Below are 23,704 nucleotides of genomic sequence, written 5' to 3'. Positions count from 1 at the left end.
TACCATAAATCTACTAAAATTTCAGGCCTGGTCTGTACGAGAGAAATTGCTGACAACAGTGATATTCCGATTGGGGACGAAGTGCAGAACCTGATCTTCTCCTCTGAGTTGTGTTGTTCGAATACCAACGCTGACGACCTTTCCCGAGACAGTAATAGGCCCATTTGTCAGAACAACCTCATCCCCCACATCCAGTTGACGTTCGAAGAGGATGAAAAAGCCATTGATAACATCAGACAGAAAACCTTGGGCTCCCATCCCAATAGCCACCCCAGCGATTCCAGCACCTGCCAGCAAACTAGAAACTGGCAAACCTAAAATCGACAAAATGCAGTAGAGTAAAAAGAAATAAAGGGTATAATTAAACACATTTTCTAACAGACGTGAGATGGTTTTCTGACGCCCGACATCATGACGAGACATTTTTAGAGATGGTTTAACAATTCTCTGCACCATGGTATGGAGCAATTTCTTAGCTATATAAAAGAGTAAAAATAAGAATAAAAGAGAAAGTAACTTGGTTAAGATATTCTCGATAATCGCTGTAACATCAAGCTTATTGAGATAGGTTTGAATAAATTCTTGCATAGAAAACTCCTTTCATTTATTATACCATACTTTCATAAAGTGTCATTCTCCATAAATATTCAAAAATAATTTCAAAAATAGACAGAAAATTCTTGATTTTAGTTCATATTTATACTATAATCATAAACATTACACAACAAAGGAGATTGTTATGAAAAAAATCATTCATGCTTGGAATAAGGCAAGTCTGATCAAACGTATCTTGATCGGCATGCTTATTGGAGGAACTCTAGGACTGACACTTCCTAACATTTCAGGAATTGGCCTACTCGGAGATCTCTTTGTTGGTGGCCTCAAAGCCATCGCACCGATTCTAGTCTTTGCCCTCGTTGCCAATGCCCTTTCCCAACATAAAAAAGGACAAGATAGCAATATGAAAACCGTTATCTTCCTTTACTTGGTTGGAACCTTTGCTGCCGCCCTCATCGCTGTACTAGCAAGTTTCATCGTTCCAGTTGAAATTACCTTGAATAGTGCCAATACAGAAATTACTCCACCAGATGGGATTGGACAGGTCCTCAGCAACCTCTTGCTCAAACTAGTTGACAATCCAGTTAACGCCCTCGTCACTGCCAACTACATTGGAATCCTATCTTGGGCAGTTATCTTCGGTATTGCTATGAGAGAAGCCAGCAAAAATAGTAAAGAATTGCTGAAAACTATGGCTGATGTGACTTCTAAAATTGTCGAATGGATTATCAACCTAGCACCATTTGGAATCCTTGGTCTTGTCTTCAAAACTATCTCTGATAAGGGAATCGGAAGCCTAGCCAACTACGGAATCTTGCTTGCCCTCTTGGTGACAACTATGTTCTTTGTGGCTCTGGTTGTCAATCCATTGATTGCATTTCTCTTTATGAAGAGAAATCCTTATCCCCTCGTTTGGAAATGTTTGCGTGTTAGCGGTGTGACAGCCTTCTTCACTCGTAGTTCTGCGGCTAACATCCCTGTCAACATGAAACTTTGTCACGACCTTGGACTGGATCCAGATACCTATTCTGTTTCTATCCCACTTGGTTCTACTATCAACATGGCCGGGGCAGCGATTACTATTAACGTTTTGACTCTTGCTGCAGTAAATACTCTTGGAATCCCTGTTGACTTTGCGACAGCTTTTGTCCTTAGTGTGGTAGCAGCTATTTCAGCCTGTGGTGCTTCTGGTATTGCCGGTGGTTCCCTCCTTCTTATCCCAGTTGCTTGTAGCCTTTTCGGTATTTCTAACGATATTGCCATGCAAGTTGTTGGGGTTGGATTTGTGATTGGTGTCATCCAAGACTCATGTGAAACAGCCCTCAACTCTTCTACAGACGTCCTCTTTACCGCCGTTGCCGAATATGCAGCAGCCCGTAAAAAATAATCCATAAAGACAAGCCTGCTCAGGTCTTGTCTTTTACGCTTTTATTCTAACTTATTAGGAAATTCTTATGTCTATTAGCCAACGTACGACTAAGCTCATCTTAGCTACCTGCCTTGCCTGTCTTCTTGCTTATTTCCTCAATCTTTCTTCAGCAGTTTCGGCCGGAATTATCGCTCTCTTAAGCTTATCTGATACTCGTAGAAGTACCTTAAAACTAGCCCGCAATCGACTTTTTTCTATGCTTCTAGCTCTGGCTATTGGAGTTTTGGCTTTTCACTTGAGTGGATTTCATATCTGGAGCCTTGGCCTCTATCTGGCGCTTTATGTGCCCCTAGCCTACAAGATGGGCTGGGAAATTGGCATCACTCCAAGCACTGTTTTGGTGAGCCATCTCTTGGTTCAAGAGTCAACCTCCCCAGACCTTCTAGTCAATGAATTCCTTCTCTTTGCAATCGGTACAGGATTTGCCTTACTGGTCAATCTCTACATGCCTTCCCGAGAAGAGGAAATCCAGCACTACCACACGCTGGTAGAAGAAAAGTTAAAAGATATCCTCCAGCGCTTCAAATATTATTTATCCAGAGGAGATGGACGCAACCGAGCACAGCTGGTGGAAGAATTAGACACCCTTTTGGAAGAAGCCCTCAGACTGGTATATTTAGATCACTCTGACCACCTCTTTCACCAGACCGACTACCATATCCACTACTTTGAGATGAGACAGCGTCAAAGTCGTATCCTGAGAAACATGGCCCAGCAGATCAACACCTGTCACCTAGCTGCCAGTGAGAGCCTGATTTTAGCCCAACTCTTTTCAAAAATTGCAGGTCAACTGAGCCAGACCAATCCTGCTTCTGATTTACTAGATGAAATTGAACGCTATCTAGAAGTCTTTCGCAACCGCAGTCTACCCAAAACAAGAGAAGAATTTGAAACCCGCGCCACCCTTCTTCAACTCCTACGCGAAGCCAAAACCTTCATCCAAGTAAAAGTTGACTTTTACCAAAAATATGGACAGTAATACTCTTCGAAAATCTCTTCAAACTACGTCAGTCTTATCTACAACCTCAAGACACTGTTTTGAGCAGCCTGCGGCTAGCTTCCTAGTTTGCTCTTTGATTTTCATTAAGTAAAAAAAAGAAAACTTCAGACCAATCACAAAAGGTGAATATCTGAAGTTTTCTTTTATTTGTAAGTTATTACCATAAAGGTTAATAGTAAAACGAATAAGGCCAAACTCACCAATAAAGTGAGCACCTTTACCAAGGTGTTGCTCTGCCAGTAACTTGGTTTACCAATATTACTAGTGGCATCCATGGAAAATAGTTGATTTTGACGGGGTTGTATGGTTACCAATACAATCAAAGCAATAGATAGGACAATAGCTAAAACAATTAGTATTTCAATCATAGGCCTACCTCAAGATTCCCAGCAAAGTAAAGAGCAAACCAATCAGAATCATCAAGCCCAGTAAGAGTGAAAAAGTCTTACTAATCTTTTCCCCTCGGGTTTCTTTTTCCTTCTTGATGGGTTTTTGTTTCAACTCTTCCATGCGACCTTCAACGTCTTTGTAAAATAAATCTTCGTCTGACATGTTAGCCTCCTAAAACAGTTTGCATGGTTTCCTGATATCGCACCAAGTCAACATAATTTGCATGTTGGCCTTGCTTTCCAAGTGCCTGACGCATTTGATCAACATCTGAAAGGGCCAGTTTAATGGTCTCAACCAAAGCAGAAACTTCACTACTTTCAAATAGATGATCAGGAGCGATATAGAGTCTATTGTGTACCGTCTGATTAAATCCAAGAATCAAGAGATTGTGCTCAAAGGCCTGACGCACCGACTGCAATAACTCATTGCTGTGGTTTATATCCAAGTAAATATCCGACAATTGATACAGTTCTTGAATCTTCTGTGGACTAGCGTTCTGGTAAAGGACCACATTAGGATAGCGAAGCATGTCTAATAACTTAGAAGACATCTCTGTCACCGCTGCGATACGGAAAGTGACATCAGGCAAGGCTTCTACGATTGCTTCCACTTGCTCAATCTGATCTGAATTAGTCAAAATTAAGGCATCTCGTCTTAGGAAATTATCACGTTTGAACTGATAATGGTAACCCAAATGCACAAACTGATTATGGTATTTCTCGTCAGTCAATTCTAAAGCGCGCTCATAAGTTGCCTTATTGGGAATGATGATTTTCTTAGTACGCACATTATCACTTTCCAAAATCAACTGCATATTGCCTGGAATGGCATCATAGAGAGGTTCCTGCCAAACCAGGATATCATGACCTGATTTATCCGGAAAATGGAAAGATGTCAAAAACGAGGTAGATAAGCTATTAAAGATAATGTGGTTAAGATTCACATTCAAACCTTGTAGGAAATCTATGATAAAAGCTACTCGATTAGAAAAATGACGCAAGCCTTGTCCTTCTAAGGTCAAAAGAATATCACCTGTGATATGGTTTTCCAAAATAACTTCCTTTTGATCTACGTCCCGATAGGAAGTCATAATAGCTTGACCAGAAACATCATAGGTGGTTTTAGCAAAGCAAATCCCGAAACGATTATAGTGATCTACTTGAAAAATTCGACCTGCTGGTGTTTTCCATTCGACTTTTTTTACCAAACGCGCCTGTAAACCATCTGCAAAATGAATCACTGCCCGTTCTTGATTGAGGTCATTAATCATTGCAGACTGATTATCGCCAGCAATTTCCCAAAAGTCTGGTACAGGAACTTGGTTAAAATATAAGGGTTTACCACTGTCATAACCCAAATAATAGGTAAAAGGGGAGACAACTCCATCCGGTAAGAATCCGTCTGGTTCAATAACCACAGCCAAATCAGACAGTCCAGCTTCAGTCAGACTATAGTTCAAATCTTGGCTTTCTTGATTATATACATCAAATAACTGAATCATCCACTACCTCCTTGATTGTTTCTTCCCATGTGTTTAGAATCTCTTGAGTCAAGAATGACTCTGCTATCTGGTATGACTTCTCTCTCATACCTTCCAAACGATTCTCCAAATAAAGTTGGCAAATCTTTTCTGCATAAGCTTTCTTAATTTCATCCTCCACATGGTCAGATGAGCTTGGAATCAAGTAGCCATTTTTACCGTCTTCAATGAAAGTTTGATTTCCATATGGAACATCAAAGCCAATCAATGGCAAACCTGAACTAATAGCTTCCATCAAGGTCAAACCAAATCCTTCGCTAGTAGAAGCTGTCAAATATACCTCATACTGACTATAAATCTGCGAAAGTTCCGCATGCCCCTTGAGCTGAATATAATCCTCAGCCTGATGATTTGCAATAATTTCTCGAAGAAGAGAATCTTCTCCGCCGCTCCCATAAATATCAAAAGTTAGTTCCGGTAACTCCTTATGAGCTTCAATCACAGCTTTCACAAGCCAATCAATGTGTTTTTCCTTGGCTAGACGAGAAGCTGTAATGAGAGAAAATGGTTTACGACTCTCTTGTGGTTTTGTTAATTCATCAACACTTCCAACTGGAATGGTTACAATCTTAGGAGCATGCGTAGTATAGTGAGCAAACTGTTGCTCTAAGACTTCCTTTTGGCGATCCGTTGAAACGATAAAAAGATCAACCTTATCTGCATTGGTAAACTGATAGTCATAGTAGTTGTTCCAAAGGATATAGTCCTCGTTTGTAGCATTTTCACTATAATGCTCTGCATGAACAACTACCGCTAGATGCGCCGCTTGCGCTTCTTCAAAGACCACCTGACCAATCCCTGTCTCACGATCCAAAATCACTAGATCTGATTTACTTAAACGAAGAGTCTTCATGAAATAACGTATCAAGGCAGGCTTCCCATATAAAATTCGATCCTTGAAACGGTAGACTTCTTCAGTCCCTTGATTCATGAACATATCATAAGCAGAAGTACCATCTTCATTGTAGAAGGTTCTTTGATAGAGTGTCGCCACATTGTCCTTAGGAGCAAAATATTCTGTGCAATAGCGTGTGTACGAGAAGTAATCTTTGCGTACAAGATTGCCTGCAAATACATACTCTACGTGTTGAACAAGGTCTTTTTTCTCATCTACTAAATAACAAGTGATAAACTTGTCTTCGTCAGAAAAGAAAATACGTAAGACCTTGCCATTTTTTTCCCTTCGTTCCTCTATACCTTCAAAATAAGCCAAAATATCATCCACTGTCACGCTAGTCGGTGCAATCTTAATATCAGTGAAATGATTATAAAGCCAGATAACTTGATCATCATCAAAACCAATATTGGATGTTAAGTGCTGAATATTATCGGCTAAAATCATATCTGTAAAGATAAACTTCGACGCCAGTTTCAGTCTACGAAAAATACCAGCACGATAGGCTTGAGCGTATTCAACACCACTACTAGCCCAGCCAATTCCTAAATTTATATTGTAAATTGTCATATGTTCCTCTTTTTATGGGAAATGAGTCATAATCTCACCTTTAGGAGTGACTTCAACCAAGCCCATCAGGAGATTACGCACCATATCCGCACGGATTTGTTCTTTCATAGCTTCAAAGCCCGCATAGGCTTCTTGATAATACTCTACGATTGGATTTTTCTGACTAGCAGATTGACCACCGATAGCCATAGATAACTGTTGTAGATAGTCTACCTGCTCAACCCAGTTGTCATCAATAGCCTTGAGCATAGAGAGTCGTAAAAACTGTTCATATAAGCCATGTTGCTCAAGCAATTCTTTCTTTTCAGAAAGTTCTCTAGCAATCACCTGCTTCATAAAGCTACGAACTGCAGTTTTGTCAGTCACATCTATATTATCTGGAACCTCTTTAGTATGAAAACTAATATTGGTAACGATAAAGTGGAAGAGTAACTCTCGGCTTTCATAACTTGAAGAGGTCACTTGCTCTATGTAGCTAGCAATGATTTTCTCAACAACATCCTCTAAGTCACGAGAACCATCTATTAGACGATTTCTTTCTTTATAGACCATATCCCGTTGAATATTCATACTCTCAGCATATTCTAGAGTCTGACGACGCGCCGAACGGCCAGCACTATCACTTGACTGCTGGGCCCTTTCAACTAGTTTTCGATATTTGCGCCCTTTCAATACTTCCGGTTGAGTCATATCTTTAACCTGATAATCTTTATATTTTTTATGCACCCAAGATGGCCCAAATTTCTTAATAACATCATCTTCTAAGGATACAAAAAACTTACTCATACCAGGATCTCCCTGACGGCCAGAACGTCCACGAATTTGCAGGTCGATTCGTTGACTTTCCATCCGCTCTGTCCCAATAACAATCAAGCCTCCAAGTTCTGCAACTCCCTTACCAAGCTTGATATCCGTACCACGTCCTGCCATAGATGTAGCCACTGTCACAGCCCCCATCTGACCTGACTCAGAAATAATCTGAGCTTCACGCGCTGCATTATTAGCATTTAAAACATTATGAGCAATTCCCTCTCGGAGCAAGAGTGACGAATAAAGTTGAGACATCTCAACCGAGCCTACAAAAACAAGTAGGGGATTTCCCTTAGCATGGTATTCCTTGATGTACTCCAAGGACGCATACACTTTTTCAGGTAAAGTGATATATAGATTATCTGGATAGTCAATCCGTTGTCTAGGACGATTGGTTGGAATACGTACTACAGACATATTGTAGGTTTCAATAAACTCTTTTTCTGCAACCTTACCTGTTCCTGTCATACCAGATATCTTATTAAACATCTTAAAAAGGCTCTGATAGGTGATTGAAGCCATGGCCCGTGTTTCTGGAGATAATTTGACATGTTCCTTTGCTTCAATCGCTTGATGGAGTCCTCCCTGCAGTTTAGTCATCTCTAATAGACGTCCTGTTCCCTTATCAACCAGTACCATCTCATTACCACGAATGACATAGTCCTTGTCTTTAGTAAAGAGTTTATGGGCTCGAATCGCATAAACTAAATGGCGAGCAAAAACCGCATGTTCTTCCTTGTACAAATGATCTATTCCTAAAAAGCTTTCAGCAACCTTAGCTCCCTTAGTAGTGAGCCAGATCTCATCCTTTTCCTCCTTAAAGATATAATCCTCCCCCTCTACCAAGGTCGTTACAAGCGTATCAATAATACCGTAGTAATTAGATTGAACACGAGGAGATCCAGCAATAATAAGAGGTGTCTGTGCGCTATCCAATAAGATATCATCAATCTCATCAATAATAACATAATTGAAAGGTTGCAAAAACTTACCTTCTTGATTAGAAGCTAAATTATCATTCAAAAAATCAAAACCTAAATTGCTATTAGTTGTATAAATAATATCCGACGCATAAATTCTTTTTTTCTCTTCTGGTGTCATCTGCTCTTTAGGATCATCTGTAAATGGGACTCCAATTGTCAATCCTAAGAAGCGGTACACTTGTCCCATCTCCTCAGCATCCCGTTTGGCTAGATAGTCATTGGTGGTAATCAGCATGGTACCTTTACCTGTCAGGGCATTGAGATAAACAGGCATAGTAGCCGTCAAGGTTTTCCCCTCACCTGTATTCATCTCAGCAACATTTCCCTGATGGATAACAATTCCTCCCATAACTTGGACATCATAAGGGAACATTCCCAATACGCGTTTATCCGCTTCACGAACAACTGCAAAAGCTTCTACCAATAGGTCATCAAGAGTGGCTCCATCAGCAAGACGTTGGCGAAACTCCACCGTTTTTGCCGCGAGTTCTTGGTCTGAGAGATATTCCATCTTTTCTTTAAGAGCATTAATCTTTTTTAAAATCCTTTTGACTTTTCTAAGTTGAAAATCTTTAAACACGATTCATCTCCTCAATAGAAAAAGAATAGAAATCTAAAGACTCAAATCCAGCACTTAGAAGGGAAACTTGATAGGTATAGGTATCTGCTGGATAAGTAAAATCAAAAACTTTCATTTTTTCAATCTTCTCTTCAATAATATCCCCATATCTATCCAAAAAAGAAATCTTTATATATATGCCATTTTCAGGATGACAATCAAAATTCATGCACAACTGATAATCCTGTTTTCTTTTAAGTAAAGGGAGACTAGGCTGGGCTCTAAAGGCTTGATAGTTCACACTGGAGAACCAAGTTTTTAAGATTTCTCCTGATGGTACCAAGGGATTAGATAAACTAATGTGTTTATCCTTATGATATATTATTTCGCTACCATACATAAATGTCCCCTGTACTTCTCCCCAAGAGATACTTTCTCTTTGATTAATAATCATTTATCTCTCCTTTTAAAATCCTCTTCCAAGATCATATTATAAAAATGTAAAAACCAAGTAACATTTGTACCCGTATCATCATTGTGTCGCCCCGATGTACCCTTAGATAGAATCTTAGCTCCTGTATAACAAAGATGTTCTACTAACTGATCATATGCCTTACTGTCCATATCTTCGTCTTTCATATAGGAGAGGCCAAACGTTGTCTGTGTAAAGTTAGCCTTTTTAAACACATTCCAAAAACGTCGATCTAAATTCTCCATATCCTGGTAGCTAACTCCGCCCGTCTGATGTCTCAGAACATCAAATCCTGTATTAAATACTCCTGGTGCCTCTAAGCGCCCTCTTCTTGCAATAGTCCCAATATTAGCTAATGGCTTCCCGATAATAACTGCACGTGGCTCAAAAGCGGCTCCATAGTAGAGCGATGGAAAAGTTCCCATTGATAAACCTGATAAAATTAAATCTTTAGAAGTCAAACCAAGATAGTCTAAATAGTATTGAATTGTTTCCTTAATCTTATTTTCTAATTCTTCACTACCAAGATAAAAAGCTCCCCCCTCCAAACGAGGATCTGAAAAAAGAAGAAAAGGACATCCTAAATTTTTCATCATGAAATATCCTTCAAAGCCCTCTGCAGGACGATATCCCGCAAAGTATACTGCCAAAGGAGGTTTAAAGTCTCCAGGATGAAAGAAATAATTAATCTCATCACGTATACTATCGTGTAAAATATTACCACCAAGAACAAACTTTCCAAACTGTTTTCTACTCCAACGCTGGTGAAGATTCCCTAGTTTAAGTTTCCCTTTGCCTCGTGCCTCAATAGATACCGTTATATAAAAACTTGTTTCCTTATTATCTATAACAATCGCTTGTTGAAGGTCATCCTCACTATAAATTTCCTCCTCAAAAAATTCGTCAACAGCCCCAGACCATATTTTGCGAATCACTAATCTAAACTCACAATCCCCTTGTTTTTCGTACTCTAACCACAATTCAATAGGGAGATTTTCTCCAATCATGGTATTGTAGGTCCAATGGGCAACCTGAGAAAAAGTGTCACTAAAATTTCCCTCTAAAATCACATGTTCAAATCCTTGATAGGAAATAGAACCTTCAAAAGAGGGATGTATTTGTATTGTTGATGGAAATAATTTATCTCCGTATCCCCCGCCAAAGAGAGAAGTTGATAAATCATTTAGTAATTGCTGGGGATCTGAGAAATCTATAGCCTGAGCACATCTCTTTTTTAAGAAATCAAGAATACTCAATTCTGTCGTTTTAAAACCTTGATCATAAAAAAGAGTATAAGGTGCAATCTGATAACTAAAAGGTAGTAAATCAGCTAGATACTGACCCTCCTCTATCAAGATTGCATGAAAATTTGTGATGCTATCCATTTCCATCATTTTACGAAGGGCAAGCGATGAGTTGGGACAGAAATAGTACCAATCCATATTTTCAGGAATATCATAATGATGAGCCCAATTATCAATTCCTATCTGTAGGATTTTATAATCCTTTGACATCTGTAACCTCCTCAATCCAGTGATGCAACTTATCTAAGAATCTTTGTCCAGTGTGTTCTTTGATTTTATCAATAGAGTATACTAATGCTTGATTCCACTCTTTCAGTTTATCTGTATAGTAATGTGCCGCCTTGGAAAATTCTGTCACATCTGAAATCAAATAACCGTTTTTTAAATGTTCCACATAGACGGTCTCAACTAGATTAATCTGAGGAATTCCCGCACTGATACCTGCTATTTGAGTATAGAGGTGGGGTTGTTTATTGAGATCCACAATCAAACGAACAAACTCGAGTGTCTTAATCAAATCCAATTCATCATTCATATTGACAAATTGAAAACGCAGTTCTTGCTCCTGGTTTTCCTCTAGTGGATTTTCTGCACCACCATAGTCTAGGCCTTTTTCCAAGCTGTCAGTATGGATTTGTCCCTGAATGATTTCATTTACAAAGCTTTCCACTTCATCCATTTGTTCCTGACTAGCAGAAAAGGCTCCAAAAATGACCTCTGTATTTTTAGTTTCAGCAATAAATAACAAAACTTGAGTCAATGCTTCCCTATCAATTTCTTCGTTGAAATCAAGTTGATAGTAAATAATCGATTCTTTTCGAGTCTGACTTCGACCTAGTCGTAAACGCGTATCAAAAGGAGAAAGATGGTAAAATTTATTAGAAAGTTCAGGATATAGTTCCTGTAAAAGTTGTAAACTATCCTCTCTATCCACTAACACTAAACTAGCTCGATCAACCGATACTGATAACTCTCCAAAGGTATTCTGTGAATTCCGATTTATAAAGAGACTCAAAATTTTAGGATTGTCACTTGGAATATGATCAAAGATAAACTGATCATGATAAGGATGTGACGGAATGATAAAAATATCCTGTTTTTCCTGTTTCTTTTGCAGGTATTTATCAAAATATTCTGCGATTAGTTGACTCATATCAGTGTAGTAAAGCTGTTTAAAACGGTAACCAAATATTGGATTTACCTCTACTCGGCCTCTCTCATTTAAATACTCCCTAAATCGCCAAATACCTTTAGGATCTAAATAGTCTTGATAGATAGGCTGGCCATTATCAAAATAAATGACACTAGACACAAAGCCACGATCGTCCATTATATAATGTGTACTTATTTGCCCATCGAGATCAAAATATTGGATTTCACTGATAAATCCTTCTACACCATGCTCCACTTTAGCATATTTTTTACCATTTTTTTGTACTACTATTGCAAAAGGACTATAAATAAATTGACAATCACTATCCCACTCTATATCTCTTATATTCAGAACCTGGCTGTGTATATCATGCAAATCTTGCAAATCATCAAATATAGGATAGACTTCTGTCTCTAGGACACCATGTCTGTGTAAAAAATAACGTAAATGTGGCTGATAGGATAATACTAATAGTCGAGACGGTAGACCTTGTCTTTGAAAAAGTCTAATTTGATTGAAAGTATCATCAAATTCAAGTTTAAAGTTAGAATAGTACCACGGAGTCAAATCAGCGTGCCATTGACGATTTGAACCATACCAAGCTGGAATAAAATAATACATGATATCCTCCTAAATCAATGGTTTATATGTTTCATTTAATCTCAGAGCTTTCACCTCATCTCTGATTGTAAAAATCATACCACCAAACATCAAAAATAAACCCGGAATCATAGCAATCCTCAATAACTTTTCATCATATAAAACAAAAAGCATGGGACCACCTGCCATAATCACATTAAAGAAAGCACCTATAATAGAAAAACGAAAAATTATTCTATTCATAAATCGACTAGTTTCTTCACCAGGATAGATTCCATAGATATATTCTCCAGACTTTTTCATACGTTCTGCAATTTGTTCTCCGCTCATATTTACAAAAGCAAATAAGATACTAAAAAGAAAAAGAAATCCGATATACATATAAATCCAGAGTGGTTTTCCAACTGTATACTTTGCTGCAATTTCAGAGAATATTAAATTTGCAGGGAAAAGCGTCTGTAACAACAAAAGAATATAGGTTGGCAAAGATAAAAAGCTCATCAAATACATGTAAGGCATCCCTCCAGCTGGGTTAAGCATCACTTCAAAATATGAATATCTCTTAAAACGACTATTTAAACCAATCTTATTAACCGGTATGCGATAGCGAGCTCTATAAAATAGGGCTAGTAGATAAGCAAAGAAAACACCCATAAGACTTAAAAACATCAAAATAGATGTCGATATATTGATTTGTTTAGATATTTCAATCAAATCCTGCGGAATATTTAATACCATACTCGTTAACAATATAACCATAACTCCACCAACCCCATTGCTAGAATTGATATCAGTTAGCCAAATCGAAAAAAAAGTTCCTGCAGTCAATAACATTGTATTTAAGAACAGGACAAGTTCAAAAGAGTAAGCCGGTTGAACCGGAAGATTTAAGGAAATAGCCAAAGATTGAATGATAGCTATAAACAGTGTTAAATACATCCGACACCTATCCTGAGTCTCCATCGACATCGAAGACAAGCCTAAATGTTTTGAAAAGGAAAACATTTGCCACAAAATCATAGAGGACATCCACGGAGAAATCCCAACAGAAAGTAAGGAAAGACTGCGGAGATTTCCGCCTGTAATAGCCGTCGAAAAGGCAAGATAAGCTGTTGAACCACCTAAAAAGTCCCTACTATTTACATCAATAAATGGTAACGTCAAATGACTTCCTAGTACATAAATAAAAATCAAAGAGAAAGTCATTAGACTTTTTGTTATTATAGATGAAAAATAGTTTTTCATGACAAGTCCTTTCATATTTTCAATCATAAAATAAATAATTATCCCTACTAATAATAGAAATATTATCTCAAAATAACTCTAATAATCAAGATGAGAACTCTTTACGGTAGGATTTCAAATGAACTACTAGAAAAACTAAATTAAACTGAAAGACCTCAATTTAAGCTGTCTATTTTAATCAAAACAGAATCATTCTTCATCCATCTTTTCAATTAAGTAAAGCATTTCTTGATATCTTCGATAGATTTCCGTATTCTCTAAACCACAAGTATAAGCTTGATAACTTCTAAACTTTAGTGACTCCAAAAGAGCATTCTTATAAATATCTGAGTACAAACCTTTTATCGTAACAAGACACAGTCGTTCTACTAAAGTATCCAGTACATCTTCTAATAATTTTTCTGTAATAGTTTGTATAATCGATCCCCCTCTTATCCGATAAAAGTACAAACCTTTATGAATATAGGTGATTCTTGAAGCCTCTAGAAATAATTTAATATTTGTTCTAGTATCCTCAATTAATTTACCTTTTGGGAAACGAATAACATTAAACATATCTCTTTTAAATAATTTTGCCCATGTAACAGAAAAGGAATTGTCTTCCATTTCAATCTTGGGTAACTCTCTAATCCACTCATCAGACGTCCAAATACGCTCATAGTACTCCCCTAAAATTGGGACCTCATAAACAGATGTTGAATCATCATATTTTATATAGGTTGATAGAGCTATATCTGCTCCTGTTCTAGTAATAGCTTCATATAAATCTGCTAGAAATGTTTCCTTTAACCAATCATCTGAATCAACGAAGGTAATATATTCTCCTTTAGAACATTCTATCCCATAATTTCTTGCATCTGACAAACCACCATTTTCTTTTTCAAAGTACTGAAAGCGTCTATCTTTAGCCAAATACTCCTTACAAATATTTGCTGAATCATCTGGTGATCCATCGTTAATCATTAACACTTCGAAATTAGTATATGTTTGCATCAATAAACTATCTAAACAAAGACGAAGATATTTTTCCACATTATAAATAGGAACAACTACGCTAATTAACTCTTCTTTCATCTAAGTCAACTCCTTATTATCTATCAAATTATCTATTTTAAACACCATATTTTCAGGATAAGAGTGATCACAAATAAAGGAACCTCTCAACACATTATGACAAGTATTATCAAAATCAAAAATAGTTTTTCTAAGACGATAAACTTCATCGATAATTTTCGCAATCTATTCCTCATGATTGATAGATTGCTTTCGTTTCCAGACTCATATCCCTCTCTCTTTTATAAATTTATCATTAGAATATTGAACTCTCTAAGATATAGCTATTCTTGAAGTCTGATCTCCAAGAAAACCATTCCATAGCTCTACAATACTTTCCTCTAAGTACTCACTCGCCAACTGATAAGAATTGCTATAAAAATCCTCCATATCTTTAGAAGATAGTTCAACTAATCTCTGAGCCATATCCTCTACCAACTCCTGATCACTTCTTCCTTCAAAAGGAACTAAATAACCATTTTTACCATCTAGTATAAAGGTAGGATTACCATATCTCACATCAAATCCAACAATAGCCAATCCTGATCCAACAGCTTCCATCAAAGTCAAACCAAAAGTCTCAGTTGTAGAAGCTGTTAGATAAATACTATGTTTTATGTACTCGTCATCCAATCTCGCATACCCTTTTAGATGGATATAATCCTCTGCCGAATATTCGCAAATCAATTCTTTCAACCCATTATATTCCATACCTTGACCAAAGATAGAAAAATCAATATTCGCACCCTTTTGATGCGCTAAAACAACTGCTCTAATAGCTAAATCTACTCGCTTTGAATAAATCAATCTTGAAGCCGTCATAATTTTTTGTGGTTGCCTAACTTTGTCTGCATATCGTAAAGAATTCAAACTCCCTACTGGAATAGTATAAATTTTGGGAGCTTGCTGTCCTTCTTTTTGAAAAGACTCCTTCAAAATTTCTGCCTGTAACTTAGTAGATGTAATCATAAAGTCAAAACGATTAGCATACTTTACAGGGTAGTAATATTCATAGCTAAAGGGATGCTCACCAAAAGTATGTTCCGAATGGAACACTAGTCCTAGTTTTGCACCTGATGATTGCTCCAATAGTGGACGAGCAAAATCAATATTCGAAGCCCTATCCATCAGAACAATATCTCTTTCTTTTAGATTGAGCTTATTTATAAAAAAAGTTATCAGCTCTTCATGTGTTATTAGTCTATTATCTTTTAATAGATAAAGACGTTTCTCTTTCTGAGAAATTTCCTCTAATGCTACACTTCCGTCTTGGTTATGATAAACACGTTTTCCTAGTTCAGCTGAAATGTGATTATTTTGATAGTTCAATACAAAATAATCAGTTACTAGTTTTCTTGTAGAGTACATTTCCCTTCTTAGTAAATATCCTTCTGAAAAATAATCCACATACTGAACCTTATCTAAATAATATTTACTGTACCGAAAAACGATAACTTCTCCATTATCTAGTTTATAAGATTGACTTTCGTCAGAACTATCAATTTGTTGTGACTTCTCCAATCCCAAAAGCATTTCCATCTCACTCGAAGAAAGAATGGGTTCTATTACTAACTGATCCGTAAACAAAAGTTGAGCAAAAAGAAGTTCATTGTATCGATAACCTTTGGATAAAAAATAATCTAATTGATCCCTATTTGGCCAATGGGTAAATACAAAATATGTCTCTACACCTAACTTGCGAAACATTTTAAGGCGATGTGCTTGTGCAACATCTACTCCATTTGGCTCAAACCCTAGCAATAGATTAAAATTATAAACAGTCAAATTTTCTCTCCCATCTACCAAATAAACTACGATAATCTTCTAAACTAGTTATCCCTAATATTTGAGCTTGATTTCTAGAAAGTTGATAATACTTATCAGGATTTTCTATAACTTGGCGTACATTTTGAATGAGAGACTCTATTGTATCGCAACAAGTTTCTAATTTTTTATATTCTTCATGATGAGTCAGATTGTCCAATGTATAAAGTAATATTCCTCTTTCAACCGCACGTAAAGAAGAGGCAAGAATTTCAATATCATACTGAATATCAAAATAGAAACTACTGCTATCCAGTAATTCTTGAAAAAGTCGATAACTCATTCCTGGATGTATGTGCATATTAGAATAGATAGATAAATTAGTAATACGACTTCCCATCTCTGTAACTGCTCCTACATGGAAATCAATCTCTGGAAATTGAATCAATAATTGTTCTAAACCTTCTATCCATTCAGAATTTGTAATAATCATAGCTTGTGGCCTAACCGGAACTGGCTTATTTAAAGCAAACCCATATAGATGTGTGTAAGGAGAAAGATCAGAACTTCGAGGGGACATTACTAGAACCTGATTAACTCGGTCTGCAATCTTATCAGCCTCTATTATATCATCTGCCAAATAATAGTAATTTTCTTTCTTTCCTGAGGGAAGAAGCGAGAGAATCTCTTCTCCCAAAATTAAAATATCTTCTCTCTCTACTATCTCTTCTAATACTTTAAGGAGAAAAGAATGACGATTCGGATAGATAGTTGGACTCTGCTGTGAATCAAAGTAAGCTATTTTATCTTGTTGTAACCACTCTACTAGAAGTTCTCTCCCTTCTGAGTTGTAAATAGTTCTCAGTACACTCTTTTCTTCTTCATCTAAAAGTTCACGACAAACTTTCCAGCCATAAGCACTGTAATAATCTATCCAGATGCACGTTTCTTCTTCATCATACCAGTAAACCCTCGCAATAGTACGCTCTGATTGTGGTTGACGAAACTTTATTCGTGCTTTCTTTTTACTTTGGTCATAAACATAACCTTCTAAACCATCTGTCGTTATCTCCCAGTAAGGGGGCAGAGGTAAATTGTTAACAAAGAGAGGTTGACCCTTTTCTTTCATTAGGAAGTATGTCAGTGCTGTCAATTCCCCTTGTTCAAGATTATCTAGATTGTCAAAACAATCAATGTAGAATACAGTTAATGATTTCTCTAGATTTTGAAAAATTTCCTTAATTTTTGAAACTTTATCATCTGTTTTTTTTGCGATTACAAACATCTTTTACTTTTCCCATTCTCTTGATAAATGTATCTAAATCTTGCATCTTGAGATGCAAAATCTTTACAAATACTTTCTGAATCATCCGTTGAACCATCATTAATTAAAATAATTTCTAAATTTTGATAAGACTGGTATCTTATACTATCTAAGGCTAGTTCTAGATAAGGTGCTACATTACACACTGGTACGATAACACTAATTAATGGTTCTGTTTGCATTCATTCTACTTATTTTCTAGAGCATTCAAATAGTTTTTGATATGCTGAATCATCTCTTGAACATCCTGATTTTCAAAAACATAGTGAGGTATTTCATGTCCATGATTTGTTGCTTGGAAAGAATAGAAAGGAATTCCCTTATCTGCTACTTTTTGGATAATGTTATAAATTTCACCCTCATAGTTAATATCTAGATAAAAATCTAACTGATTGAAAACTTTTTCATGCATCAAAGGATCAAAGCACGGAAAAAGGGTTACATTTTTATACTTTTCCAACATTAAAATTTCTGGTGCAAAATAGCAGTGGGCCAAAATATTAAAATTCACTTGTGGAAGAGCTTTAATCAGATTATCTGCTTCAGGCAAGTTCACGGTATTCGTATAAATAGCTGTTTGATAAGGAGGGAGTGAAGCAAGAGCACTCCATCCTTCTTTGGCAGGATATTTTCTAAGTATAACATCATCCCAAGACAATCCATAGTAAAACCACCATTCTTCTCTGAATCGATTAAAATGATGTTGATGCCACGGCTTCAAGCCTGTAGTATAGTGAATGACAGAAAGTAAGAAATCTCTTCAAACGTATTTTATACCATATATAATACAAAACATATTATATCAAAAAAACAGCTATTTTCCAACTTATACAGTAAAAATCATCCTATAATAAAGTATACTAAAAATCGATATTTATGATACATCAGATGTATGATATATCCATTGTATTGTAAGCACATTGGATATAATCAACTATTTTTAATTGCGAAGGAACAAAGTTCAATTCTTGTCGTTGAATAGTCGCTCCAATCTCTTTTAGATTTCCCTGACAGTAAGGACAAATGCAGTATTCTATAGTCAACTAAAACAAGAGTAGGACAAGAGAGCTTCATAAAAGGTAGTGCAACTTGGTAATACCTTTTTGAGGTGCTTTTTGATATGAGCCCATGTTTTCTCAATAGGATTGTACTCAGGTGAGTAGGGAGGAAGAGGTAAAAGTTTATTCCCAAATTCTTCACACAAGAGTTCTAGCTTACCCATTCTATGGAATCTTGCATTATCCATAATAATAACTGATGGTGTATTTAATGTCGGTAAGAAAAACTTATGAAACTAAGCTTCAAAAAAGTCGCTCGTCATCGCCTCTTCGTAAGTCATTGGAGCGATTAACTCACCATTTGTTAGACCTGCAACCAAAGAAATCCTCTGATACCTTACCTCTTATGAACTGACCTTTTAATGAGCGACCATGTCCTCAATAAAAATAAGTATCGAATCCTGTTTCATCAATATAAACAGGTGCTAAGTGCTTTAAACTATTAAAATTCTTAAGAAATAAAGCTACTTTTTCTGGAGCTTGTTCATAGTAGGTATGGTTCTTTTTTTTCGAGTGTAGTCCATAGCTTTAAGAGCATAGTGGATGGTAGTTGGATGACAGCCAAATTCAGAAGCTATTTCAGTCAAATAAGCATCTGGATTGTCAGTAAGGTGTTTTTTAAGTCTATCTATATCAACCTTTCTTAGTTTTGTTTCTTTTACTTGATGGTTTAGCTCTCCTGTTTTCTCTTTTAACTTTAACCAGCCATAAATGGTGTTACGTGAGATTTGGAAAACCTGTGATGCTTCTGTTATACTACCTGTTCGCTCACAATAAGCGAGAACTTTTTTACGAAAAGCTATTGAATATACCATAAGAATATTATGCCACATTGTGTACTATTTTTGGTTCATTTTATTATAGTTGATGATGAACTTCTTATCAATAAAATTGGGTCAAAAGAGCTTGACGTCTTCCTTTAGTATTTTTACGTTTGTATGTATTTCTTCTCTTTCAACTGGGAACATCTCCATCTTCCTCAGATGCACGACATGTCAGTATACTAAAAACCTCCAAAAGTTTTTAACTTTTGGAGGTTTACGATAACCTAATTAGTCTATTTCGATTATCTAGAACAAGACTTATTCTTCCTCATCACGTTTACGTCGTTTAGCTACTAAACCTAATCCAGTTAAACCTGCTACAAGTCCTAAGACAGCAGATGAGATTGATGAAGTTTCACCAGTATTTGGCAATTGCTTACGTGTTTTAGCCGTTTCAGTTTGAGGAGCTTGACTAGTTGAATTCGAATGAATCATTGACGTTGAAGTACTTGCGCTCGTTGAAGCTGACGTACTTGCTGACGTACTTACGCTTGTTGAAGCTGATGTACTTGCACTTGTTGAAGCTGATGTGCTTGCACTTGTTGAAGCTGACGTACTAGCACTTGTCGATACGGATGTACTTACTGAATCTGATGCAATAATACTATTGATATCTAAACTATCGAGCGAGCTGATTTCTGGAAGCCCCTTACTTGTTACAACAGAAGCACTTGTTGAAGCTGACGTACTTGCTGATGTGCTTGCACTTGTTGAAGCTGACGTACTTGCTGACGTACTTACGCTTGTTGAAGCTGATGTACTTGCTGATGTGCTTGTACTTGTTGAAGTCGACGTACTTGCTGATGTGCTTGCGCTTGTTGAAGCTGATGTGCTAGCCGATGTACTTACGCTTGTTGAAGCTGATGTACTTGCTGATGTACTTGCGCTTGTTGAAGCTGACGTACTTGCACTTGTTGAAGCTGACGTACTTGCTGATGTGCTTGCACTTGTTGAAGCCGATGTGCTTGTTGAAGTGCTTGCACTTGTTGAAGCTGACGTACTTGTTGAAGTGCTTGCACTTGTTGAAGTCGATGTGCTAGCTGACGTACTTGCTGATGTGCTTGCACTTGTTGAAGCCGATGTGCTTGTTGAAGTGCTTGCACTTGTTGAAGCTGACGTACTTGCTGATGTGCTTGCACTTGTTGAAGCTGACGTACTTGCTGATGTACTTGCGCTTGTTGAAGCCGATGTGCTTGTTGAAGTGCTTGCTGATGTGCTTGCGCTTGTTGAAGCCGATGTGCTTGTTGATGTGCTTGCACTTGTTGAAGCCGATGTGCTTGTTGAAGTGCTTGCACTTGTTGAAGCTGACGTACTTGCTGATGTGCTTGCGCTTGTTGAAGCTGACGTACTTGTTGAAGTGCTTGCACTTGTTGAAGCTGACGTACTTGCGCTCGTTGAAGCCGATGTGCTTGTTGAAGTGCTTGCACTTGTTGAAGCTGACGTACTTGCTGATGTGCTTGCGCTTGTTGAAGCTGATGTGCTTGTTGAAGTGCTTGCACTTGTTGAAGCTGACGTACTTGCTGACGTGCTTGCGCTTGTTGAAGCCGATGTGCTTGTTGATGTGCTTGCACTTGTTGAAGCTGACGTACTTGCTGACGTACTTACGCTTGTTGAAGCTGACGTACTTGCACTTGTTGAAGCTGACGTACTTGCTGATGTACTTGCGCTCGTTGACGCTGACGTGCTTGCTGACGTGCTTGCGCTTGTTGAAGCTGATGTACTTGCTGATGTGCTTGCTGAAGTACTTACGCTTGTTGAAGCTGACGTGCTTGCTGATGTGCTTGCGCTTGTTGAAGTCGATGTGCTAGCTGACGTACTTGCTGATGTGCTTGCACTTGTTGAAGCCGATGTGCTTGTTGAAGTGCTTGCACTTGTTGAAGCTGACGTACTTGCTGATGTGCTTGCACTTGTTGAAGCCGATGTGCTTGCTGAAGTGCTTGCACTTGTTGAAGTCGATGTGCTAGCTGATGTGCTTGCACTTGTTGAAGCCGATGTGCTTGTTGATGTGCTTGCACTTGTTGAAGCCGATGTGCTTGTTGAAGTGCTTGCACTTGTTGAAGCTGACGTACTTGCTGATGTGCTTGCGCTTGTTGAAGCTGACGTACTTGCTGATGTGCTTGCACTTGTTGAAGCTGACGTACTTGCTGATGTACTTGCGCTCGTTGACGCTGACGTGCTTGCTGACGTGCTTGCGCTTGTTGAAGCTGATGTACTTGCTGATGTGCTTGCTGAAGTACTTACGCTTGTTGAAGCTGACGTGCTTGCTGATGTGCTTGCGCTTGTTGAAGTCGATGTGCTTGTTGATGTGCTTGCACTTGTTGAAGCTGACGTACTTGCTGACGTACTTACGCTTGTTGAAGCTGACGTACTTGCACTTGTTGAAGCTGACGTACTTGCTGATGTACTTGCGCTCGTTGACGCTGACGTGCTTGCTGACGTGCTTGCGCTTGTTGAAGCTGATGTACTTGCTGATGTGCTTGCTGAAGTACTTACGCTTGTTGAAGCCGATGTGCTTGTTGAAGTGCTTGCACTTGTTGAAGCTGACGTACTTGCTGATGTGCTTGCACTTGTTGAAGCCGATGTGCTTGTTGAAGTGCTTGCACTTGTTGAAGCTGACGTACTTGCTGATGTGCTTGCACTTGTTGAAGCCGATGTGCTTGCTGAAGTGCTTGCACTTGTTGAAGCTGACGTACTTGCTGATGTGCTTGCACTTGTTGAAGCTGACGTACTTGCTGATGTGCTTGCACTTGTTGAAGCTGACGTACTTGCTGATGTGCTTGCGCTTGTTGAAGCTGACGTACTTGCTGATGTGCTTGCGCTTGTTGAAGCTGACGTGCTTGTTGAAGTGCTTGCGCTTGTTGAAGCTGACGTACTTGCTGATGTACTTGCGCTTGTTGAAGCCGATGTGCTTGTTGAAGTGCTTGTTGAAGTGCTTGCTGATGTGCTTGCGCTTGTTGAAGCCGATGTGCTTGTTGAAGTGCTTGCACTTGTTGAAGCTGACGTACTTGCTGATGTACTTGCGCTCGTTGACGCTGACGTGCTTGCTGACGTGCTTGCGCTTGTTGAAGCTGATGTACTTGCTGATGTGCTTGCTGAAGTACTTACGCTTGTTGAAGCCGATGTGCTTGTTGAAGTGCTTGCACTTGTTGAAGCTGACGTACTTGCTGATGTGCTTGCACTTGTTGAAGCCGATGTGCTTGCTGAAGTGCTTGCACTTGTTGAAGCTGACGTACTTGCTGATGTGCTTGCGCTTGTTGAAGCTGACGTACTTGTTGAAGTGCTTGCACTTGTTGAAGCCGATGTGCTTGTTGAAGTGCTTGCACTTGTTGAAGCTGACGTACTTGCTGATGTGCTTGCGCTTGTTGAAGCTGACGTACTTGCTGATGTACTTGCGCTTGTTGACGCTGACGTGCTTGCTGACGTGCTTGCGCTTGTTGAAGCTGATGTACTTGCTGATGTGCTTGCGCTTGTTGAAGCTGACGTACTTGTTGAAGTGCTTGCACTTGTTGAAGCTGACGTACTTGCGCTCGTTGAAGCCGATGTGCTTGTTGATGTGCTTGCACTTGTTGAAGTGCTTGCACTTGTTGAAGTGCTTGCACTTGTTGAAGCTGACGTACTTGCTGATGTGCTTGCACTTGTTGAAGCTGACGTACTTGCTGATGTGCTTGCGCTTGTTGAAGCCGATGTGCTTGTTGATGTGCTTGCGCTTGTTGAAGCCGATGTGCTTGTTGAAGTGCTTGCACTTGTTGAAGCTGACGTACTTGCTGATGTGCTTGCACTTGTTGAAGTCGATGTGCTAGCTGACGTACTTGCTGATGTGCTTGCTGAAGTACTTACGCTTGTTGAAGCTGACGTGCTTGCTGATGTGCTTGCGCTTGTTGAAGTCGATGTGCTAGCTGACGTACTTGCTGATGTGCTTGCACTTGTTGAAGCCGATGTGCTTGTTGAAGTGCTTGCACTTGTTGAAGCTGACGTACTTGCTGATGTGCTTGCGCTTGTTGAAGCTGTTGAAGTGCTTGTTGAAGTGCTTGCTGATGTGCTTGCGCTTGTTGAAGCCGATGTTTTTTTTTTTTTTTTTTTTTTTTTTTTTTTTTTTTTTTTTTTTTTCGTGCTTGCACTTGTTGAAGCTGACGTACTTGCTGACGTGCTTGCGCTTGTTGAAGCCGATGTGCT

General features: G+C 38.3%; 20 protein-coding genes and 1 pseudogene. 3 read left to right on the top strand and 18 right to left on the bottom strand.

Translation table 11 applies throughout. The annotated features are described in order from the left end of the window. Positions 1 to 21 precede the first annotated feature (21 nt). Entirely contained in the window at positions 22 to 588 is a 567-nt protein-coding gene (locus CYK18_RS00120; protein WP_001154854.1) for a mechanosensitive ion channel family protein, read from the bottom strand. A 151-nt stretch (positions 589 to 739) separates the two neighbouring features. Here CYK18_RS00120 and sstT point away from each other — a divergent pair, with 151 nt between their 5' ends. Together sstT and CYK18_RS00110 are read left to right on the top strand one after the other, a co-directional pair. Further along, positions 740 to 1,945, top strand: a complete 1,206-nt coding sequence (gene sstT, locus CYK18_RS00115) for a serine/threonine transporter SstT (protein WP_101784392.1) — start codon at positions 740 to 742, stop codon at positions 1,943 to 1,945. A gap of 67 nt (positions 1,946 to 2,012) precedes the next feature. Continuing rightward, positions 2,013 to 2,966: an aromatic acid exporter family protein gene (locus CYK18_RS00110; protein ID WP_101784390.1), complete on the top strand. Its 954-nt coding sequence runs from the start codon at positions 2,013 to 2,015 to the stop codon at positions 2,964 to 2,966. A 164-nt stretch (positions 2,967 to 3,130) separates the two neighbouring features. Here CYK18_RS00110 and asp5 read toward each other — a convergent pair whose 3' ends face one another. From asp5 to CYK18_RS11225, 17 genes and pseudogenes are all read right to left on the bottom strand, one after another. After that, positions 3,131 to 3,355 (bottom strand): accessory Sec system protein Asp5, encoded by a 225-nt coding sequence (gene asp5 / locus CYK18_RS00100; RefSeq protein WP_050230870.1) that lies wholly within the window; start codon positions 3,353 to 3,355, stop codon positions 3,131 to 3,133. A 4-nt stretch (positions 3,356 to 3,359) separates the two neighbouring features. Continuing rightward, positions 3,360 to 3,539, bottom strand: a complete 180-nt coding sequence (asp4, locus tag CYK18_RS00095; RefSeq protein ID WP_001278708.1) for an accessory Sec system protein Asp4 — start codon at positions 3,537 to 3,539, stop codon at positions 3,360 to 3,362. Position 3,540: 1 nt separating this feature from the next. Then, on the bottom strand, positions 3,541 to 4,878 hold the full coding sequence (gene gtfB, locus CYK18_RS00090) for an accessory Sec system glycosylation chaperone GtfB (RefSeq protein ID WP_101784388.1): 1,338 nt from the start codon (positions 4,876 to 4,878) through the stop codon (positions 3,541 to 3,543). Then, positions 4,862 to 6,382: an accessory Sec system glycosyltransferase GtfA gene (gene gtfA / locus CYK18_RS00085; RefSeq protein ID WP_101784386.1), complete on the bottom strand. Its 1,521-nt coding sequence runs from the start codon at positions 6,380 to 6,382 to the stop codon at positions 4,862 to 4,864. The genes gtfB and gtfA overlap by 17 nt, the downstream gene beginning before the upstream one ends. A 12-nt stretch (positions 6,383 to 6,394) precedes the next feature. Continuing rightward, positions 6,395 to 8,755, bottom strand: coding sequence for an accessory Sec system translocase SecA2 (secA2, locus tag CYK18_RS00080; RefSeq protein ID WP_474104089.1), 2,361 nt, complete (start codon positions 8,753 to 8,755; stop codon positions 6,395 to 6,397). After that, positions 8,748 to 9,188, bottom strand: coding sequence for an accessory Sec system protein Asp3 (gene asp3, locus CYK18_RS00075; protein ID WP_101784382.1), 441 nt, complete (start codon positions 9,186 to 9,188; stop codon positions 8,748 to 8,750). Before asp3 ends, secA2 begins: the two co-directional genes overlap by 8 nt. Continuing rightward, positions 9,185 to 10,720 (bottom strand): accessory Sec system protein Asp2, encoded by a 1,536-nt coding sequence (gene asp2 / locus CYK18_RS00070; RefSeq protein WP_101784380.1) that lies wholly within the window; start codon positions 10,718 to 10,720, stop codon positions 9,185 to 9,187. The genes asp3 and asp2 overlap by 4 nt, the downstream gene beginning before the upstream one ends. Continuing rightward, positions 10,704 to 12,284 (bottom strand): accessory Sec system protein Asp1, encoded by a 1,581-nt coding sequence (gene asp1 / locus CYK18_RS00065; protein ID WP_101784378.1) that lies wholly within the window; start codon positions 12,282 to 12,284, stop codon positions 10,704 to 10,706. Before asp1 ends, asp2 begins: the two co-directional genes overlap by 17 nt. A gap of 9 nt (positions 12,285 to 12,293) precedes the next feature. Further along, entirely contained in the window at positions 12,294 to 13,508 is a 1,215-nt protein-coding gene (gene secY2 / locus CYK18_RS00060) for an accessory Sec system protein translocase subunit SecY2 (protein WP_060805473.1), read from the bottom strand. Positions 13,509 to 13,697: 189 nt separating this feature from the next. Beyond that, positions 13,698 to 14,582: a glycosyltransferase family 2 protein gene (locus CYK18_RS00055; RefSeq protein ID WP_101784376.1), complete on the bottom strand. Its 885-nt coding sequence runs from the start codon at positions 14,580 to 14,582 to the stop codon at positions 13,698 to 13,700. A 252-nt stretch (positions 14,583 to 14,834) separates the two neighbouring features. Beyond that, the gene (locus CYK18_RS00050; RefSeq protein WP_101784374.1) at positions 14,835 to 16,346 is read right to left on the bottom strand and encodes a glycosyltransferase; all 1,512 of its coding nucleotides are present in this window, start codon (positions 16,344 to 16,346) and stop codon (positions 14,835 to 14,837) included. Beyond that, complete coding sequence (locus tag CYK18_RS00045; RefSeq protein ID WP_101784372.1) at positions 16,333 to 17,610, bottom strand: hypothetical protein; 1,278 nt, start codon at positions 17,608 to 17,610, stop codon at positions 16,333 to 16,335. Before CYK18_RS00045 ends, CYK18_RS00050 begins: the two co-directional genes overlap by 14 nt. After that, the gene (locus tag CYK18_RS00040; protein ID WP_101784370.1) at positions 17,601 to 17,831 is read right to left on the bottom strand and encodes a glycosyltransferase family 2 protein; all 231 of its coding nucleotides are present in this window, start codon (positions 17,829 to 17,831) and stop codon (positions 17,601 to 17,603) included. Before CYK18_RS00040 ends, CYK18_RS00045 begins: the two co-directional genes overlap by 10 nt. Before the next feature lie 5 nt (positions 17,832 to 17,836). Next, positions 17,837 to 18,307: a hypothetical protein gene (locus CYK18_RS00035; protein ID WP_101784368.1), complete on the bottom strand. Its 471-nt coding sequence runs from the start codon at positions 18,305 to 18,307 to the stop codon at positions 17,837 to 17,839. Between the two features lie 226 nt (positions 18,308 to 18,533). Then, a complete protein-coding gene (locus CYK18_RS10910) occupies positions 18,534 to 18,692 on the bottom strand; it encodes an IS66 family transposase zinc-finger binding domain-containing protein (RefSeq protein WP_180947984.1) in 159 nt (52 codons plus the stop codon). After that, a pseudogene (locus CYK18_RS00025) lies at positions 18,689 to 19,522 on the bottom strand (IS630 family transposase). The gene CYK18_RS10910 and the pseudogene CYK18_RS00025 overlap by 4 nt, the downstream one beginning before the upstream one ends. A 267-nt stretch (positions 19,523 to 19,789) precedes the next feature. Further along, entirely contained in the window at positions 19,790 to 19,966 is a 177-nt protein-coding gene (locus CYK18_RS11225; protein ID WP_261229883.1) for an LPXTG cell wall anchor domain-containing protein, read from the bottom strand. Positions 19,967 to 20,060: 94 nt separating this feature from the next. On the opposite strand from CYK18_RS11225, the gene CYK18_RS11220 reads away from it, so the two are divergent. Beyond that, positions 20,061 to 23,704, top strand: a 3,644-nt coding sequence (locus tag CYK18_RS11220; protein ID WP_374702256.1) for a hypothetical protein, incomplete at its 3' end; no start/stop codon positions are given.

Origin of the sequence: Streptococcus mitis, assembly GCF_002860865.1 — a bacterium.
Classification (GTDB): Bacteria; Bacillota; Bacilli; order Lactobacillales; family Streptococcaceae; genus Streptococcus; species Streptococcus mitis_AT.
The sequence above is the reverse complement of the archived record's forward strand: the minus strand, read 5'-3'. Positions and strand labels throughout refer to the sequence as shown.

What these genes read in the sequence shown, in the direction of transcription:
- CYK18_RS00120 (WP_001154854.1), bottom strand. Translation starts at nt 588, where the DNA reads ATGCAAGAATTTATTCAAACCTATCTCAATAAGCTTGATGTTACAGCG.
- sstT (WP_101784392.1), top strand. Translation starts at nt 740, where the DNA reads ATGAAAAAAATCATTCATGCTTGGAATAAGGCAAGTCTGATCAAACGT.
- CYK18_RS00110 (WP_101784390.1), top strand. Translation starts at nt 2,013, where the DNA reads ATGTCTATTAGCCAACGTACGACTAAGCTCATCTTAGCTACCTGCCTT.
- asp5 (WP_050230870.1), bottom strand. Translation starts at nt 3,355, where the DNA reads ATGATTGAAATACTAATTGTTTTAGCTATTGTCCTATCTATTGCTTTG.
- asp4 (WP_001278708.1), bottom strand. Translation starts at nt 3,539, where the DNA reads ATGTCAGACGAAGATTTATTTTACAAAGACGTTGAAGGTCGCATGGAA.
- gtfB (WP_101784388.1), bottom strand. Translation starts at nt 4,878, where the DNA reads ATGATTCAGTTATTTGATGTATATAATCAAGAAAGCCAAGATTTGAAC.
- gtfA (WP_101784386.1), bottom strand. Translation starts at nt 6,382, where the DNA reads ATGACAATTTACAATATAAATTTAGGAATTGGCTGGGCTAGTAGTGGT.
- asp3 (WP_101784382.1), bottom strand. Translation starts at nt 9,188, where the DNA reads ATGATTATTAATCAAAGAGAAAGTATCTCTTGGGGAGAAGTACAGGGG.
- asp2 (WP_101784380.1), bottom strand. Translation starts at nt 10,720, where the DNA reads ATGTCAAAGGATTATAAAATCCTACAGATAGGAATTGATAATTGGGCT.
- asp1 (WP_101784378.1), bottom strand. Translation starts at nt 12,284, where the DNA reads ATGTATTATTTTATTCCAGCTTGGTATGGTTCAAATCGTCAATGGCAC.
- secY2 (WP_060805473.1), bottom strand. Translation starts at nt 13,508, where the DNA reads ATGAAAAACTATTTTTCATCTATAATAACAAAAAGTCTAATGACTTTC.
- CYK18_RS00055 (WP_101784376.1), bottom strand. Translation starts at nt 14,582, where the DNA reads ATGAAAGAAGAGTTAATTAGCGTAGTTGTTCCTATTTATAATGTGGAA.
- CYK18_RS00045 (WP_101784372.1), bottom strand. Translation starts at nt 17,610, where the DNA reads ATGTTTGTAATCGCAAAAAAAACAGATGATAAAGTTTCAAAAATTAAG.
- CYK18_RS00040 (WP_101784370.1), bottom strand. Translation starts at nt 17,831, where the DNA reads ATGCAAACAGAACCATTAATTAGTGTTATCGTACCAGTGTGTAATGTA.
- CYK18_RS11225 (WP_261229883.1), bottom strand. Translation starts at nt 19,966, where the DNA reads ATGATTCATTCGAATTCAACTAGTCAAGCTCCTCAAACTGAAACGGCT.